At 66.5% G+C, this 13,465-nt stretch carries 17 protein-coding genes; 8 read left to right on the forward strand and 9 right to left on the reverse strand.

What is annotated here, in order from left to right; translation table 11 throughout:
- The first annotated feature begins 58 nt into the window (after positions 1 to 58).
- A complete protein-coding gene (locus GTV32_RS18645; protein ID WP_161061572.1) occupies positions 59 to 247 on the forward strand; it encodes a hypothetical protein in 189 nt (62 codons plus the stop codon).
- A 77-nt stretch (positions 248 to 324) separates the two neighbouring features.
- Entirely contained in the window at positions 325 to 1,293 is a 969-nt protein-coding gene (locus tag GTV32_RS18650; RefSeq protein WP_161061573.1) for an iron-containing redox enzyme family protein, read from the forward strand.
- A gap of 7 nt (positions 1,294 to 1,300) precedes the next feature.
- On the opposite strand, the gene GTV32_RS18655 is transcribed toward GTV32_RS18650, so the two are convergent.
- The 3 genes from GTV32_RS18655 to GTV32_RS18665 are packed head-to-tail and all read right to left on the reverse strand — an operon-like array spanning position 1,301 to position 2,644.
- Positions 1,301 to 1,501: a CDGSH iron-sulfur domain-containing protein gene (locus tag GTV32_RS18655; RefSeq protein WP_161061574.1), complete on the reverse strand. Its 201-nt coding sequence runs from the start codon at positions 1,499 to 1,501 to the stop codon at positions 1,301 to 1,303.
- Positions 1,498 to 2,226: a methyltransferase gene (locus GTV32_RS18660; protein WP_161061575.1), complete on the reverse strand. Its 729-nt coding sequence runs from the start codon at positions 2,224 to 2,226 to the stop codon at positions 1,498 to 1,500. The genes GTV32_RS18655 and GTV32_RS18660 overlap by 4 nt, the downstream gene beginning before the upstream one ends.
- A 31-nt stretch (positions 2,227 to 2,257) precedes the next feature.
- Complete coding sequence (locus GTV32_RS18665) at positions 2,258 to 2,644, reverse strand: hypothetical protein (RefSeq protein WP_161061576.1); 387 nt, start codon at positions 2,642 to 2,644, stop codon at positions 2,258 to 2,260.
- 181 nt (positions 2,645 to 2,825) lie between these two features.
- Between GTV32_RS18665 and GTV32_RS18670 the strand changes: the two genes are divergently transcribed.
- Positions 2,826 to 3,278 (forward strand): anti-sigma factor, encoded by a 453-nt coding sequence (locus tag GTV32_RS18670; RefSeq protein WP_343287384.1) that lies wholly within the window; start codon positions 2,826 to 2,828, stop codon positions 3,276 to 3,278.
- Between the two features lie 19 nt (positions 3,279 to 3,297).
- Here the strand turns inward: GTV32_RS18670 and GTV32_RS18675 are convergent, their stop codons facing one another.
- A complete protein-coding gene (locus GTV32_RS18675) occupies positions 3,298 to 3,708 on the reverse strand; it encodes an STAS domain-containing protein (RefSeq protein WP_272918240.1) in 411 nt (136 codons plus the stop codon).
- A 305-nt stretch (positions 3,709 to 4,013) separates the two neighbouring features.
- Between GTV32_RS18675 and GTV32_RS18680 the strand changes: the two genes are divergently transcribed.
- Entirely contained in the window at positions 4,014 to 4,748 is a 735-nt protein-coding gene (locus tag GTV32_RS18680; protein ID WP_237421945.1) for a SigB/SigF/SigG family RNA polymerase sigma factor, read from the forward strand.
- Positions 4,749 to 4,751: 3 nt separating this feature from the next.
- On the opposite strand, the gene GTV32_RS18685 is transcribed toward GTV32_RS18680, so the two are convergent.
- Positions 4,752 to 5,930 carry a zinc-dependent alcohol dehydrogenase gene (locus GTV32_RS18685; protein ID WP_161061578.1) on the reverse strand — a complete coding sequence of 393 codons (1,179 nt, stop codon included), beginning with the start codon at positions 5,928 to 5,930 and terminating at the stop codon, positions 4,752 to 4,754.
- 167 nt (positions 5,931 to 6,097) lie between these two features.
- On the opposite strand from GTV32_RS18685, the gene GTV32_RS18690 reads away from it, so the two are divergent.
- Positions 6,098 to 6,955 (forward strand): SDR family oxidoreductase, encoded by an 858-nt coding sequence (locus GTV32_RS18690; protein ID WP_161061579.1) that lies wholly within the window; start codon positions 6,098 to 6,100, stop codon positions 6,953 to 6,955.
- A gap of 7 nt (positions 6,956 to 6,962) precedes the next feature.
- Here the strand turns inward: GTV32_RS18690 and GTV32_RS18695 are convergent, their stop codons facing one another.
- From GTV32_RS18695 to GTV32_RS18705, 3 genes are read right to left on the reverse strand one after another with little or no spacing between them, the layout of a single operon-like run.
- A complete protein-coding gene (locus tag GTV32_RS18695; RefSeq protein ID WP_161061580.1) occupies positions 6,963 to 7,571 on the reverse strand; it encodes an NAD(P)H-dependent oxidoreductase in 609 nt (202 codons plus the stop codon).
- Between the two features lie 36 nt (positions 7,572 to 7,607).
- Complete coding sequence (locus GTV32_RS18700) at positions 7,608 to 8,042, reverse strand: SRPBCC family protein (protein ID WP_161061581.1); 435 nt, start codon at positions 8,040 to 8,042, stop codon at positions 7,608 to 7,610.
- A 15-nt stretch (positions 8,043 to 8,057) separates the two neighbouring features.
- Positions 8,058 to 9,644, reverse strand: a complete 1,587-nt coding sequence (locus GTV32_RS18705) for an NAD(P)/FAD-dependent oxidoreductase (protein ID WP_202422740.1) — start codon at positions 9,642 to 9,644, stop codon at positions 8,058 to 8,060.
- A gap of 103 nt (positions 9,645 to 9,747) precedes the next feature.
- Between GTV32_RS18705 and GTV32_RS18710 the strand changes: the two genes are divergently transcribed.
- Positions 9,748 to 10,284 carry an SDR family NAD(P)-dependent oxidoreductase gene (locus tag GTV32_RS18710; RefSeq protein WP_237421587.1) on the forward strand — a complete coding sequence of 179 codons (537 nt, stop codon included), beginning with the start codon at positions 9,748 to 9,750 and terminating at the stop codon, positions 10,282 to 10,284.
- A 66-nt stretch (positions 10,285 to 10,350) separates the two neighbouring features.
- On the opposite strand, the gene GTV32_RS18715 is transcribed toward GTV32_RS18710, so the two are convergent.
- A complete protein-coding gene (locus GTV32_RS18715; RefSeq protein WP_161061582.1) occupies positions 10,351 to 11,862 on the reverse strand; it encodes an FAD-dependent oxidoreductase in 1,512 nt (503 codons plus the stop codon).
- 142 nt (positions 11,863 to 12,004) lie between these two features.
- Here GTV32_RS18715 and GTV32_RS18720 point away from each other — a divergent pair, with 142 nt between their 5' ends.
- Positions 12,005 to 12,418 (forward strand): hypothetical protein, encoded by a 414-nt coding sequence (locus tag GTV32_RS18720; RefSeq protein WP_161061583.1) that lies wholly within the window; start codon positions 12,005 to 12,007, stop codon positions 12,416 to 12,418.
- A 92-nt stretch (positions 12,419 to 12,510) separates the two neighbouring features.
- The gene (locus GTV32_RS18725) at positions 12,511 to 13,452 is read left to right on the forward strand and encodes an oxidoreductase (protein ID WP_161061584.1); all 942 of its coding nucleotides are present in this window, start codon (positions 12,511 to 12,513) and stop codon (positions 13,450 to 13,452) included.
- Positions 13,453 to 13,465 lie beyond the last annotated feature (13 nt).

Consider the following 13,465-nt stretch of genomic DNA (forward strand, 5'->3'; position numbering starts at 1 on the left):
TGACGCGGCCGGGAACCGGGAAACCCAACCTGTCGCACACACTGATGAGGAGGTGGAGATGTCGTCAGAAGCCGATCCGTCCGAAACCGCTCGTCGAGAGGCCTCGGAAAAGCCGGCTCCCTCGCCCGACGACGCACGTGAGAAGGTCGACGAGCTCGAGGAAGAGCACGTCGACACCCCGGAACGCGGGGCGAAGACGGTGGATCCGGCGCCGGATCAGCAAGGGGATGCCGAGCCGCCCGACTGACATCGAGCGGATACTCGATGATGAGAAGGCAGACACGAGAGCAGGGGTACCAATTGGCAGCCGCAACAACCACTCGCATGGTCCGTCCGACGCTGCCGCGATCTCGTGGTCCGCTCTCGCAGAGCCTGATCGACGCCCTCGCGACCGATGTCCCACTCGGGGCTCCGGACGTCGACGCCGCCGATCCGTATGGCGACGACCTCCAACTGGCGCTCTACATCGCCTACGAGCTCCACTATGTGGGTTTCGTCGGAGTCGATGACGAACGTGAGTGGGACCCCGAGGTGCTGGCGTTCCGTCGTGAATTGGAACGTCGTTTCCTGGACGCCATCCGTGCCCACGTCGGCACGCTGGATGCTCCGTCCGCCGAGGCCGAGATGGACGAACTCTGCGTCGAGCCGACGACCGGCGACGGGGTCTCGTTCCGGCTGGCAGAGGGTGGGACCTGGCAGCAGTACCGTGACCTCTTCGCACTGCGTTCGCTGTATCACCTGAAGGAAGCCGATCCGCACGCTTGGGCCATACCGCGACTCCGGGGCGCATCCAAGGCGGCATTTGTCGCCGTGGAGTTCGACGAGTTCGGTGGCGGGCGCGCCGACGCCGTCCATCAGGAGCTGTTCGCCGATCTGCTCGCGGCGGCGGATCTGAGCCCCGACTACCTCGGATATCTCGACGTGGCCCCGGGCTGGGCGCTCGCGCCGGTCAACCTCATGTCGGCATTCGGTTTGCACAGATCGTTGCGCGCGGCGGCGGTCGGGCACCTGGCGGCCACCGAGATCACATCACCGACCGGTTCGCAGCGCCTGCTGACCGGGCTCGAGAACCTGGACGCCCCGGAGGCCTGCCGACACTTCTACCGGGAGCACGTGGAGGCCGATGCGGTGCACGAGCAGGTTCTTCGCCACGATGTGGTGGGGACGCTGGTACGAGGGGAGCCAGAACTCGAGGTGGATGTGGTCTTCGGCATACGTGCGTTCCTCGTGGTCGAGGATGCCTTCGACGATCACCTGCGTGCCCTGTGGGAGGACGGCCGACACATCGTGTGAGGAGGGGCTACTCCTGGCGCCGTCGACGGCGGTGGCTGGTGTCGCAGAGTGGGTAACGACGGCTACGGCCGCAGGCGCACACCGCGACCATGAACCGGTCCGACCGTACCTGCGTCCCGTCGGGCAGCTCGATGTCCACCGGCCCCGGAATCATGACCGGTCCGCCACGGATCACACGGACGGGCAACGCTTGTCGCTCTTCGCTCATCGTGTGACCTCTCTCGGGGCGGCGGCTCGAGGGTTGTCTGCCCGGATGACGGCGAGCCGCTCGGTCTGCTGCCCGGGTGCGAGTCGGCCGGTTTCCCTCAACCACCCGGCATGTGCGGTGAGTACCGGTCCGAAAGGTATCGAACGACTGAGAACCACGCGAGCGTCGAGACCGGTTGTCTCGAGCGTCCGGATCGAGGCGTCGATGTCGGCGAACTCGGACTGGACGACGAACAAGCTACCGCCCGGGTTGAGCAGGCGGTGTGCGGCGGCGCAGAGAATGTCCAGCACGGCACGTCCGTCGACGCCGGCTTCCCACGCGTTGCGGGGACTCTTGCGCTCGCGGATCGACCCATCGGCCGGCGTCGGCACGTAGGGCGGATTGCAGGTGACGAGGTCGAAACGGTCCCTACCGAGCAGCCCGGCGATGTCGGAGTGTTCCATCGAGACCCGGCCGGGAGCCTGTGCACACATGGATCGGGCGACCCGGACGGCGTCGGGGCACGAATCGACGCCCACCACCGAGCGCGCTCCCATGAGCGCTACCTCGCGAGCGATCACGCCGCTGCCGGTACAGAGGTCTGCGGCGGTTGCCGAGCGCGCCAACCCGCTGGACCGGACTGCCTCGACCAGTAGATACGAATCATGCTGGGGCCGATACACGATGCCCGCGTCGAGCAACGCTCGAGCTGATTCGGGCGTGGCGTCTTCACACGGAGCGGTCATGCACGTCAGTCCTTTCGATGTCCGGATCATCTCATCGATCCGGGTCGTCTCGATACAGTTCCTCGTACCGGTGCTCCTCCTCGACGGTGACCTCCGGTTGCAACGGGTCCTGCTGGATGCGGGTGTCGCCGGGCCGGCGGGCGGACAGATAGCGACTCGTCCCGAGCAGAGCCGCGGCACACACGACCACGACGGCAGCACTCAGTCCGTACCAGTGCGCGTCTGCGTGGTCGCCCGCCGCGGCGCCGATCGCCAGCACGACCAACACCACCGCGGCAAGGAGCGTGGCGTATCCCACCAGGCCCATCATCGTCAGAAATCGGGCGTGCGGCGCACTGCGTCGCGCTGTGCCGCCCGGTCCGCCGGTGTCTTTGTGGGGGCGTCTGTGCGGGACGCCCGGGGTAGTCTCTGCGTTCATCGGTGAATCCTTCGCTCCCGGTCGCCATCGACGGATTGGTGAGGGGCGGTGGATACCCAGGCCACCGTGCGGCGAAACTCGAGTCAGGCGGTTGCGACACAGAAATTGCGACCGGCGGGTTTCGGGTCCGGGACGCGCGGGTAAGAATGACGTGTCACCGAACCGTCGCTTAGGAGTGCCAGTGGGCGAGAACCACGCCGTCACCGACCACCCGGAGATGATCGACGAGCTCATGCAATCAGCGGACACGCCGGTGGAGTTGCGCGTGGCCGCCCGATCCGACCGACTGCCGATCCTCAGGTCGGTGGTGGAGCGAACGCTGTTCATCGACGACTGGACGGTCGACGACGTCGCAGACATCAATCTCGGGATCGACGAGGTCTGCGCGCAACTGGTGTCGATCTCGGCGCCGGAAGGCGAACTCTGTGTCGTACTCATCGTCAGCCCGACGGGGGTCGTCGTTCGCGTCGAAGGGGAGATGCCGCATGAGATCGATCTGGACACATCGGGCTTCGGCTGGCGTGTGATCGAGACCGTCACCGACAGCCAGTCGGTCTCGTATTCGGACGTCGACCGTCGTCGCCTCGCAACGGTGGTGCTCGCGAAACGTCGCGCCCGCCATCACGTCGCGTGACGGCGGGCGCGAACCAGGTTCAGTGCGAACGGGATTCTGTCAGATCCGAACCGGCTTCTTCGACCGAAGCGTAGATGGGCAGGACGCCGACGAGCCCGCAGGCCTCGATGGGGCGCGCCACCTCACGTTTGGCGACCACCGCAACCGGTATCGCCTGATCCGCCGCGTCAGATCCGAACTGCGACAGGATCGCAAGACCTGAAGCGCTCAGGAAGTGCACCCGGGACAGGTCCAAGACCACGCAGTCGGGTTTGCGCCCGAGTACCCGGTCCAATGCCGCCGCGAGGTCGGCGATGGTCTGCATATCGATGTCGCCGGAAAAGCGCTGCACGCAATACGATTTGCTTGCGGTGAGGTTCTGCCCGGGAACTCGCGGTCGGGCGATGGGTTCCGATGCGGATCGGAAAGAAATATGAGTGCTCAAGGTCATTGCGCGTGTCCGTCCTTTGGATCGGTCGAGTGAGACGAGACACGTCTGGGCATACCTGCCACTGGTCCCGTCTGCCCGCAGCTGCTGACTGAACCGCTAGTACTCACCGTACGACTTCCCCTGGACGGGTTCAAGGGAGGTTTGGGACCTGCGGGTCAGGGGTACTGAGTACCGTCGCTCAGATAGGGTTTTGGGACATCGGGATGATGCTCGACAGGAGGTACCGGTTGGCGTCTCCACCTGCGGAGAAGCCTCGCGGCTCGCGAGGCGACGACTATGCGGATGTGGTGCGTGCCCTCCGCACGATGCGTGATGAGGGTGATGCCGATCGCCGTGCGGCAATGCGTGACGAGATCGTCGAACGTTGCCTGCCGTTGGCCGACCATGTCGCCCGGCGTTTCAGCGATCGCGGTGAGCCGTTCGATGACCTCCTGCAGGTCGCGCGGATCGGTGTGGTCAACGCGGTCGATCGTTTCGATGCCGAACGTGGCGCAAGTTTTCTGTCGTTCGCGGTGCCAACCGTCATGGGTGAGGTCCGGCGGCACTTTCGCGACAGCATGTGGTCGATCCGGGTCCCTCGGCGGGCCAAGGAGACCTCGTTGAGCATCAGCAAGGCGAGCGATGAACTGGTGCAGACGCTCGGGAGATCGCCGCGGCCGAGTGAGATCGCCGAACATCTCGACTTACCTGTCGACGAGGTCATCGACGGCCTGATGGCACGCTCGGCGTATCACGCGAGGTCGATCGACGCCGAGCCCGACGACGAGGGCCGGTCGATCCGTGAGACGCTCGGCTCCGACGACGAGCGGATCTCCCAGATCGACGAGTTCGTCACGTTGCGGCCGGCACTCGAACGCCTGCCCGACCGCGAGCGAGAGATCTTGTCGCTACGGTTCTTTCACGCGATGTCGCAGAGTGAGATCGCGGCGAAGGTCGGCATCTCGCAGATGCACGTCTCGCGGTTGCTGTCGCGCACGCTCAGTTCGTTGCGCGACGAACTGGCCCTCGACGAGCAGCCGTCGCCCGACGAGGCGGGCTGACCGTCACGGCTTCAGGATCACCTTGACCGCGCCCTCGGCCTTCCGCTGGAAGATGTCGTATGCGTGCGGGGCGTCGTCGAGGGGAAGTTCATGTGTGGCAAAGGAATCGACACCGAGCGGGTCGTCGTCGCGCAACAGTGGCATGATGTCGGGGACCCACTTCTTGACATTCGCCTGCCCCATGCGTAGCTGGATCTGCTTGTCGAACAACGTCAGCATCGGAAGTGGGTCGGCAGTTCCGCCGTAGACGCCACTGAGTGAGATGGTCCCGCCTCGACGGACCGCGTCGATCGCCGAGTGGAGAGCGGCGAGCCGGTCCACCCCAGCCCTTTTCATCAACGGTTCCGCGACCGAATCCGGAAGGAGGCCGACCGCTTGCTGCATGAACTTGTTGACGGGGGAGCCGTGGGCCTCCATCCCGACCGCGTCGATCACCGCATCGCTACCGCGGCCCCCGGTGCGGTCGCGGATGGCGTCGCCGATGTCGTCGACCTCGTCGAGGTCGATGGTGGTGATCCCGCGTGCGTCGAGTCGTGCGAGGCGTTCGGGGACACGGTCGACACCGATGACCTCCGCGCCCTGGTGGGCGGCGATGCGGGCAGCCATGTCGCCGATGGGGCCCAACCCCAGAACGGTCACCGAACCGCCCGGTGGGATATCGGCGTAGGCCACCGCCTGCCACGCGGTGGGCAGTACATCGGACAGGTAGACATACCGCGAGTCCGCCCCGTCGTGCGGCACCTTGATATGGGTGAACTGTGCCTGCGGGACACGTAGATACTCGGCTTGGCCACCCGGGACCGATCCGTACAGTTTCGAGTACCCGAAGAGGGCGGCACCCTTTCCCTGGTCTCGGACCTGGGTCGTCTCACATTGGGTGTAGAGATCCTGGTCGCACATGTAGCAAGCGCCACAAGAGATCTGGAACGGAATGACGACCCGGTCACCGACCGCGAGGTCGCCGGTGTCGGTGCCGACCTCTTCGACGATTCCCATGGGTTCGTGCCCGAGGATGTCACCTGGTTCCATGAACGCCCCGAGGACCTCGTAGAGGTGCAGATCCGACCCGCAGATGTTGGTCGACGTCACCTTGATGATCGCGTCCGACGGCTCCTCGATCTTCGGGTCCGGCACCCGTTCCACCGTCACATGTCGCTTGCCCTGCCATGTCACTGCACGCATCGTGTCCTCCTTCGCCGGAGGTACGTCCGTCCTCCGTCGGGAGCGCACCGGGCGGGCCCCGGAACGCTTCGCGTGCAGACAGCGTGCCCCTTGGCGGCCGGCGCCAAACCTCGTCACGACGAGCCCCGGCGCGTTTGTCGCCCACCTGCCGCGGGTAACCGATGGCGATGAACGATGGAAATGAACACACGGCCGAGACCATCGGATATCCGGGGCACACGGCGGACATGTCCGAACAGCCGCGCGACGAGATGCGCGGATATCGCGGGCGCGATCTGCTGGCCGGCAAGAAGGCACTCATCACCGGCGGTGACTCGGGAATCGGACGGGCCGTGGCCGTGGCGTTCGCGAAAGAGGGCGCCGACGTCGCGATCGCCTACCTCGAAGAAGGCGACGATGCGCGCCACACCGCGGAGCTGATCGAGTCGGAGGGGCGAACCGCGCGAACGTTTGTGGGCGACCTCGCGGATCCGGATCACTGTTCCGACATCGTCGAACGGACCGTCGCCGAGCTGGGCGGTCTGGACATCCTGGTCAACAACGTCGCGTTCCAGAGTCCCGTCGACGATTTCATGGATCTGAAACCCGCGCAGTGGCGTCACACCTTCGACGTCAACATCGACAGCTTCTTCCACACGACGCGTGCGGCGGTTCCCCATCTGACCGGCGGCGGAGCCGTCATCAACACGGGTTCGATCAACGGGCTGCGTGGCAACAAGCAGTTGATCGACTACTCCGCGACCAAGGGTGCCGTCACCGCGCTGACCTATTCGCTTGCCCAAGCCTTGTTGGAGCGCAGGATTCGTGTCAACTGTGTTGCGCCTGGCCCCGTGTGGACACCGTTGATCCCGGCGACGATGCCTGCCGACAAGGTTGCCGACTTCGGTACGCAGACCCCGTACGGGCGCGCGGCGCAGCCCGACGAGATCGCGCCGTCATATGTCTTCTTCGCAGCCGAACAGCTCTCGTCCTACTATTCGGGAGAGGTGCTTGCGCCGCTCGGAGGCGAGACGCTACCGGGCTGATCGTCACTCATTCGTATGCGGGATACCTCTGCTGCGACAACAACTGTGCGAGGTGGGCAGCGTTGCGGGCAGCGGCGTTCGTCGCGTCCGCGACGGCTGTCGGCACAGTGTCGAGATCCTTGAAATCACGGCCACCCATGGCTTCGTCGTTCCAGTAGGTGCTGCCCTGGGCGGGAATGCTGAACCCGATGTCGTTCATCGCCCCGAAAACGTCCGCGATGATCTTGTGTGCGCCATCCTCGTTGCCGACCACCGCGCACATGGCGACCTTGCCGAGCATGCTCGGACGACCCGCGTCGTCGGTCTGCGAGATCTCGGCGTCCAGGCGCTCGAGGACCCGGTGTGCGACGCTCGACATCTGGCCGAGCCACGTCGGGGTGGACAAGAGCAGGATGTCTGCGGCGTGAACGCGCTGGAGGATCCGGGGCCATGCATCCCCGTCCCCCATGTCACGGTCGACTCCCGGGTGGATGTCGTGGTCGACCGCTCGTAGCATCTCGCCCCGAACCCCCTGTGTGCTCAAGGCGTCGAGCGTCTGACGAGCGATCAGTTCGCTACTCGACGGTGCGGGGGAGGGTTTGAGGGTGCACGTGATGGCGACTGCTGAGATGGTCATGACGCGGTCTACCCGCGTGTGGCACCCGGGAAACGGTCACTGCGTATCCCGCTCGGCCAACATGGCGAGGCGGGCCAGGCATTCATCGAGCCGGGGAGCCATGGCAGCTTGTTGGACCATGTGCGGTATCCAGCGCAGCGGGGCGGACTCGACGAACTCCTCCATCGTGATCAGCGACCCCTCGCTCTCCTTCTCGACGGTGATACGTATGCGAGCGCGACCGAAAGGCCATGCGGCCGCCGAGAGTTCGAGGAGTCCGGCCTTGGACTGCAGGGAGACGGTCTCGTCGTCGAGGAGCGCGGGCCACAGACCCACGGAATGGTGGATGCGTGCCCCGGCATGCGGCCAGTCGGGATCGACGTCGCGGATTCGGGAAGCGCCCACCACCCACGAGCCATAGAGCCGCCCCTCGGACAGCACCGCCCAGACCTGTGCCGGCGTGGCTTCGGTACGTCGTGTGACCTTGTTCATCTGTGCCTCCTAGGATCAGGACATCAAGTGGTGCAGCAATTTTCGGTTGAGGTAGCGACGTGGTAGGCCGAGGGGGCCGGCCGCGGCCAAGGCCGCGCGTGCGGCGTTGGTGCCGCACGCGCCGTGGACGCCGCCGCCGGGGTGGGCGCTCGCGCTCGCCAGGAACAGACCCTCGACCGGCGTGACGGGCCCGCCCAGGCCGGGCGTCGGGCGAAAGATCAGCTGCTGGAACAACTGTGCGGTACCTCCGTTGACTGCGCCGCCGACGAGATTGGCGTCGAGATCGTGTAGATCGGCAGGCGTCTGGACATGTCGATCGATGACCTGTTCGGTGAAACCCGGTGCGTGGTCCTCCATCACCTGGTCCATCCGTTCGGCGAGCGTCTGCGCCGAATCCTCGTCGACCACGCCGCGCGGTAGGTGACTGTACGACCACGCGCTCTCTGTTCCTGCGGGTGACCGGCTCGGATCAGCGGTTGTCATCTGGCCGAACAGGAGAAATGGATGCTGCGGTATGCGCCCGGATTCGATGTCGGCGGTGGCATGCGCGACATTCTGCATGTCGACACCGACGTGGACGGTGCCCGCTTCGGCGAGATTCAGGCTGTGCCAAGGGATCGTGCCGTTCAACGCGTAGTTGATCTTGACCACCGGGGTGTCCCACTCGAAGTCCGCGATGTCGGCGAGAACCCGCGTGGGCACCTCCGACGCCGGCAACAGACGGGTGTAGAGCGCAGGTGCCGAGACATCGGCGAGAATCGCTCGGGCGGCCGGCCAGCGGTGACCGCCGGCATCGATAACCGCAGACGCTCGTCGGCCACGGACCTCGATGCGTTCGACCCGCGTGTCCACCACCACGCGGCCGCCGGCGCTCTCGCACCGGCGACGGAGTGCGGCCGTCAGTTCACCGGCACCTCCGACCGGAACCGGGAAGCCGGAGTCCTGCGCCAGCATCGTCAGCAGATAGCCCATCATCCCGCTGCCCGGTGCGTCGAGGGGGATGTCGGCGTGTAGCGCGTTCCCGAGGAACAAGAGTCGCGCATGGTCGCTGTGGAACAACTCCCGCACCATCTGGTTCGCCGGGAGGAGGAGGAAACGGGCCAGGCGTACCGCGGACGCGGTACCGGTGGCCCGGAGTAGACCCACCACGGCACGCACGGGTGGGAACGGTCGGAACAGTAGTCCGAGCAGCTGGGGGCGGATCGTCTGCCATTGCTCGACGAGGTCGAGCCACGCGCGTTCGTCGCGCTGGTCGTAGGCGGCGAGTCGGGCAGCGGTCTTGGTCGGGTCGGGGTGGACGACCATCGCATTGCGGTCCGCGGGCCCGTTCGGGTGTCCGAAGGGGCCGGGCGCGCTGCTCCAGCGCAGGCCATGTGCTTCGAGATCGAGGTCGGCGAACCCGGGCGACGCGACGGCGAGAGGATAGAAGGCGCTGAACAGGTCGGTGATGTAGCCAGGGGTGAGTTCTGCGCTGCGCACCGCCCCGCCCACCTCGGGCTGGGCCTCGAGGACGGTGACATCCCACCCGGCGTCGGCAAGTCGGATGGCGGCGATCAGACCGTGATGGCCCGCGCCGATCACGACCGCATCTGCGGTGTCCATGGCCACCTCCTGGTCGTCGGCGTGCGGGTGCGATTCGTCGGGTACCCAGCTCACTCCGGGATAACCCTGCATGGCCGACGGGTGTGATGGGTAACACTCGTGGATGGTGCACTCGATATGGCATCCGCGAACCACGAACTGGCGACTCCGACGCCTCTGTGAGGGCAAGCCGGTGGTGATCACCGGTGCCGGCTCGGGCATGGGCCGGGCGCTCGCGCTGCGCCTCGCTTGCTGCGGTGTCCCGCTGCTGCTCAGCGACATCGACAGTCCCGGTTTGGAGACGACGGCCGCCCTTTGTCGTGACCGCGGCGCCTCGACGGTGACCGCGGTACTCGACGTCGCATGTGGCGACGAGGTCGTCGGCTATGCGGATGATGTGGTGGCGCGCCACGGCCCGCCTGCGGTGGTCGTCAACGACGCCGGGATCACGATGGTCGCCGGAATGGCTTTGAACGTCGCCTGCCCGGTACCCGGCCGACCGCGGCCGCTGTCGCGATCCTGGCCGGCGTGCTCGCCGACCGGGATCGCATCATGGTCGGGCTCGATGCCCGTGCGATCGACACTGCGGCCCGGACGTTTGCCGGCGCTCTCATGCGTCCGGCCGGTCTGCTCGAGCGTCCCGTGTTCGGCCGGATCGTGAGAACTGCGCGTGACCGCGAACTCTCGGGATCTGCACGGACGTCGTGAGGAAACCCCGGCGCGCGACTCAGTCGTCCGGCGTGGCCAGTGGACGTGTCGCGGGGCCTTCGAGGACCTCGCCGGTGTGTGCGAAGCGAGAGCCGTGCAACGGGCAATCCCACGAGCGTTCGGCATCGTTCCACCGCAGTACTCCGTAGAGGTGGGTGCAGATCGGTGTGACGCTGGTCGTCGAGCCCTCGACGGTACACACGCCGCGTGGTTCCACACCGGCGCGACCGACCTGTCCCTGCCCGTCCGCCGGCACGCCGCGTGCCGATCCGAGCAGTGCCAGATAGCCGCCGACCATGTGTGTGGCGACCGACAGATTCGTCGACAGCGCCGATGGCGCTGCGCCCAATTGGGAACCGCGCCAAGGCCGAAAGCTATTCGACCACGCGGGAGGGGAGTCCAGGAGCCGACCACTCATGGCCAACGCCGCGGCCACCCCGTTGGTCAGTCCCCACTTCGCGAACCCGGTCGCGACCTGCACGCTGTCGAGGCCGGGAAGCAGTGATCCGACGTAGGGCATCTCGTCGATGGAACGATAGTCCTGCGCGGACCACCGCGCGACCAAGCGTGCTGTCGGGAACTGCCGGGTGGTCCACGCCATCATGTCGTCCACGTGACCGCCCTCCGAGTGAGTCCGGCCGACGTCATGTCCGAAACCGCCCACGAGCAGCAGGGTCTCCTTCTCGTGCCCGGGCCGTGGCGCGGTGCGCAACGAGACGGACGGGGTGTCGGCGGAGAGGTACATCTCCTGCGGGATGGGCCCGTCGACGCTGTATGCCGCCGCATACGAACGCTGGGCGTGTAGCCGAGCGAAGAAGCCGCCACGATCGAGGAACGGGGTGCCGGTTGCGATCACGACGGACCCGGCGGTCACCGTGCCGGCGTCGGTGACCACCCGGTGGCCGTTCTTCGCATGCCTGAGGCTCCGAACCCGCACGCCCGGATGGAGTTCGCCGCCGAGATCGCGAACATCGTCGACCACCGCCCGCAGCACCACCATGGGGTCGATCTGAGCCTGGCCGGTCAGCCGGATGGCCGCCAGTGGTTCGAAAGGCAGTTCGGCACAGTCGAACTCTTCGGTCTCGAGGCCGGCATCTCGGCACGCCTCGTGCTCCTTTGCGACGAGCGCGGCCCCTGACTCTGTGGTCGCGTACGTGACGGCGGTGCGCTCCTCGATGCGAAGACCCCGATCGCGGCAGTAGCCGTTCAGCCAGGTCAGCCCCGCACGATTCGCCTCAACGTAGTCGTGGATCGTTGTGGCCCCGTGGTGCCGGCTGATGGACGACAGCCGGGTGCCCTGCAGAAGTGACAGTTTCCCCGTCGTATTGCCCGTTGCGGCGGCGCCGATTCTCCGCGCTTCGATCACCGCCACCGATCGACCGGCACGGGCCAGGAGCAGGGCTGTCACCAGCCCGGTCATCCCGGCACCCACCACGACATGGTCGTAGTTCCTGCCATCGATGTGCATCGCAGTCGGATCGGCGAGGCCGTCTTCCATCGGTTCGGCGTCGTCTAACCACAGTGAGTCCATCTTGTGGGGGTTGCCCAGGGTGCCCGGCGGTCAAACCTGTTCGGCGGTACCCACGTCCCGGCGCGTGGGTCGGTGTTTGCGCAACCCCTTCCCGGGTATCCAGACTGCTGAAAGAACAAGGCCGACGAGACCAGGACTCTGTATGGATGTGCCACGCGACGTCTCCTTGGAGGTGACGGCGCCGGCCGAACCGGGCCGCCTGCCACTTCTCCGCAGCACCCTGAGCGTCATGCTCGACGGTGCCGGGCTCGGCGCGGACACCGTCACGGACCTCACGGTGATGGCCGATGCCATCGGAGAACTGGTGGTCTCGTGCTCGCCGCGAGGTGCGACGGTCACGTACGCGGTGACCACGCGGGAACTGTCCACCGATGTGACGATCGTCGGGCAGTTGGCCGACCAGCTGAGCCTGCCGACCGATGGTCTCGCCTGGCGCCTGGTGGAAGCGACGACCGACGAGGCGTCGGTGACCACCGGAGACGACGGGCGGGTACAGGTGGCGTGCCGTGCCAGGCATATGCCGCCGCAGGCCGCGGCGGCGCCAGGGAATCCGTAGGGACGCGGCCACCAGGTCATCGCGGGCCCGTCACGCGGCGCCGAACCGCATCTGTGGCACTCTGGTTTCGCGTGTCACGAGGGGGATCGGGTATGTCCACGAGCGGATGGACCGCGGCTGAGTCGCCGCGGATGGACGGCAAGACCGTAGTGATCACCGGTGCCAATTCTGGTATCGGTCTGGAGACGACGCGACATCTCGCCCGGCTCGGGGCGCGGGTGGTGATGGCCTGCCGCAACGTCGACGCCGCGACCGCGGCGCGGTCGGACATCCGAGCAACCGTGCCCGACGCACACGTCGACATCGTGCAGTTGGATCTCGGAGACCTCACATCGGTGCGCAAGGCGGCCGATGAGATGCTGCGCAGCCATCCCAGGATCGACGTGCTGGTCAACAATGCCGGCGTGATGGCCGGACGTCGTGAGTTGACCGCGGACGGTTTCGAGATGGATTTCGGTACCAGCTTCCTCGGCCACTTCGCCTTGACCGGACTCGTGCTGGAGCCGATGCTCGCCGCAGATGCGGCGCGAGTGGTCACGGTCGGCAGCAACGCGCACCGCGCGGGCGTCGTGGACCTTGACGACCTCGGTATGGATCGGACGTTCAGCACGTCTCGCGCCTACTCCCGGGCGAAGTTCGCCCAGTTGGTGTTCGCGGTCGAACTGCAGCGTCGGTTGGTGGCGAGCGGACATACGACGCCGATCTCGTTGGCCGCGCATCCCGGAGCCACCCACAGTGGCGTGATGCGCGATTCGGGTCGTCTGTTGCAGTGGTTGTTCACCACGCCGTCGCTGCACTGGCTGCGGCGCACCTTCATCATGGAGGGACCCGACGGTGCGCTGCCGTCGGTACGGGCCGCCTGCGACCCGGGCGCGATCGGGGGTCAGTACTACGGACCGTCGGGGCCGTTGCAGTTCACCGGACCGCCGGTGCTCGTGGTGCCGAGTCCTCGCGTGTTCGATGTGGAGCTCGGAAGCCGGTTGTGGGACAAGGCAGAAGAACTGACCGGAGTGACCTACGCCTTTTCGCGGTGACTGCTCTGCGGCG

The sequence above is a fragment of the Gordonia sp. SID5947 genome, from assembly GCF_009862785.1.
Taxonomy (GTDB): domain Bacteria; phylum Actinomycetota; class Actinomycetes; order Mycobacteriales; family Mycobacteriaceae; genus Gordonia.

Excerpts from the sequence above, each read along its gene's own strand:
- GTV32_RS18695 (WP_161061580.1), bottom strand. The coding sequence starts at position 7,571 with ATGACCATCTCAGCAGTCGCCATCACGTGCACCCTCAAACCCTCCCCC.
- GTV32_RS18690 (WP_161061579.1), top strand. The coding sequence starts at position 6,098 with ATGAACGATGGAAATGAACACACGGCCGAGACCATCGGATATCCGGGG.
- GTV32_RS18720 (WP_161061583.1), top strand. The coding sequence starts at position 12,005 with ATGGATGTGCCACGCGACGTCTCCTTGGAGGTGACGGCGCCGGCCGAA.
- GTV32_RS18675 (WP_272918240.1), bottom strand. The coding sequence starts at position 3,708 with ATGACCTTGAGCACTCATATTTCTTTCCGATCCGCATCGGAACCCATC.
- GTV32_RS18700 (WP_161061581.1), bottom strand. The coding sequence starts at position 8,042 with ATGAACAAGGTCACACGACGTACCGAAGCCACGCCGGCACAGGTCTGG.
- GTV32_RS18710 (WP_237421587.1), top strand. The coding sequence starts at position 9,748 with ATGGTGCACTCGATATGGCATCCGCGAACCACGAACTGGCGACTCCGA.
- GTV32_RS18655 (WP_161061574.1), bottom strand. The coding sequence starts at position 1,501 with ATGAGCGAAGAGCGACAAGCGTTGCCCGTCCGTGTGATCCGTGGCGGA.
- GTV32_RS18650 (WP_161061573.1), top strand. The coding sequence starts at position 325 with ATGGTCCGTCCGACGCTGCCGCGATCTCGTGGTCCGCTCTCGCAGAGC.
- GTV32_RS18725 (WP_161061584.1), top strand. The coding sequence starts at position 12,511 with ATGTCCACGAGCGGATGGACCGCGGCTGAGTCGCCGCGGATGGACGGC.
- GTV32_RS18645 (WP_161061572.1), top strand. The coding sequence starts at position 59 with ATGTCGTCAGAAGCCGATCCGTCCGAAACCGCTCGTCGAGAGGCCTCG.
- GTV32_RS18705 (WP_202422740.1), bottom strand. The coding sequence starts at position 9,644 with ATGGACACCGCAGATGCGGTCGTGATCGGCGCGGGCCATCACGGTCTG.
- GTV32_RS18680 (WP_237421945.1), top strand. The coding sequence starts at position 4,014 with ATGCGTGATGAGGGTGATGCCGATCGCCGTGCGGCAATGCGTGACGAG.
- GTV32_RS18665 (WP_161061576.1), bottom strand. The coding sequence starts at position 2,644 with ATGAACGCAGAGACTACCCCGGGCGTCCCGCACAGACGCCCCCACAAA.
- GTV32_RS18715 (WP_161061582.1), bottom strand. The coding sequence starts at position 11,862 with ATGGACTCACTGTGGTTAGACGACGCCGAACCGATGGAAGACGGCCTC.
- GTV32_RS18685 (WP_161061578.1), bottom strand. The coding sequence starts at position 5,930 with ATGCGTGCAGTGACATGGCAGGGCAAGCGACATGTGACGGTGGAACGG.
- GTV32_RS18660 (WP_161061575.1), bottom strand. The coding sequence starts at position 2,226 with ATGACCGCTCCGTGTGAAGACGCCACGCCCGAATCAGCTCGAGCGTTG.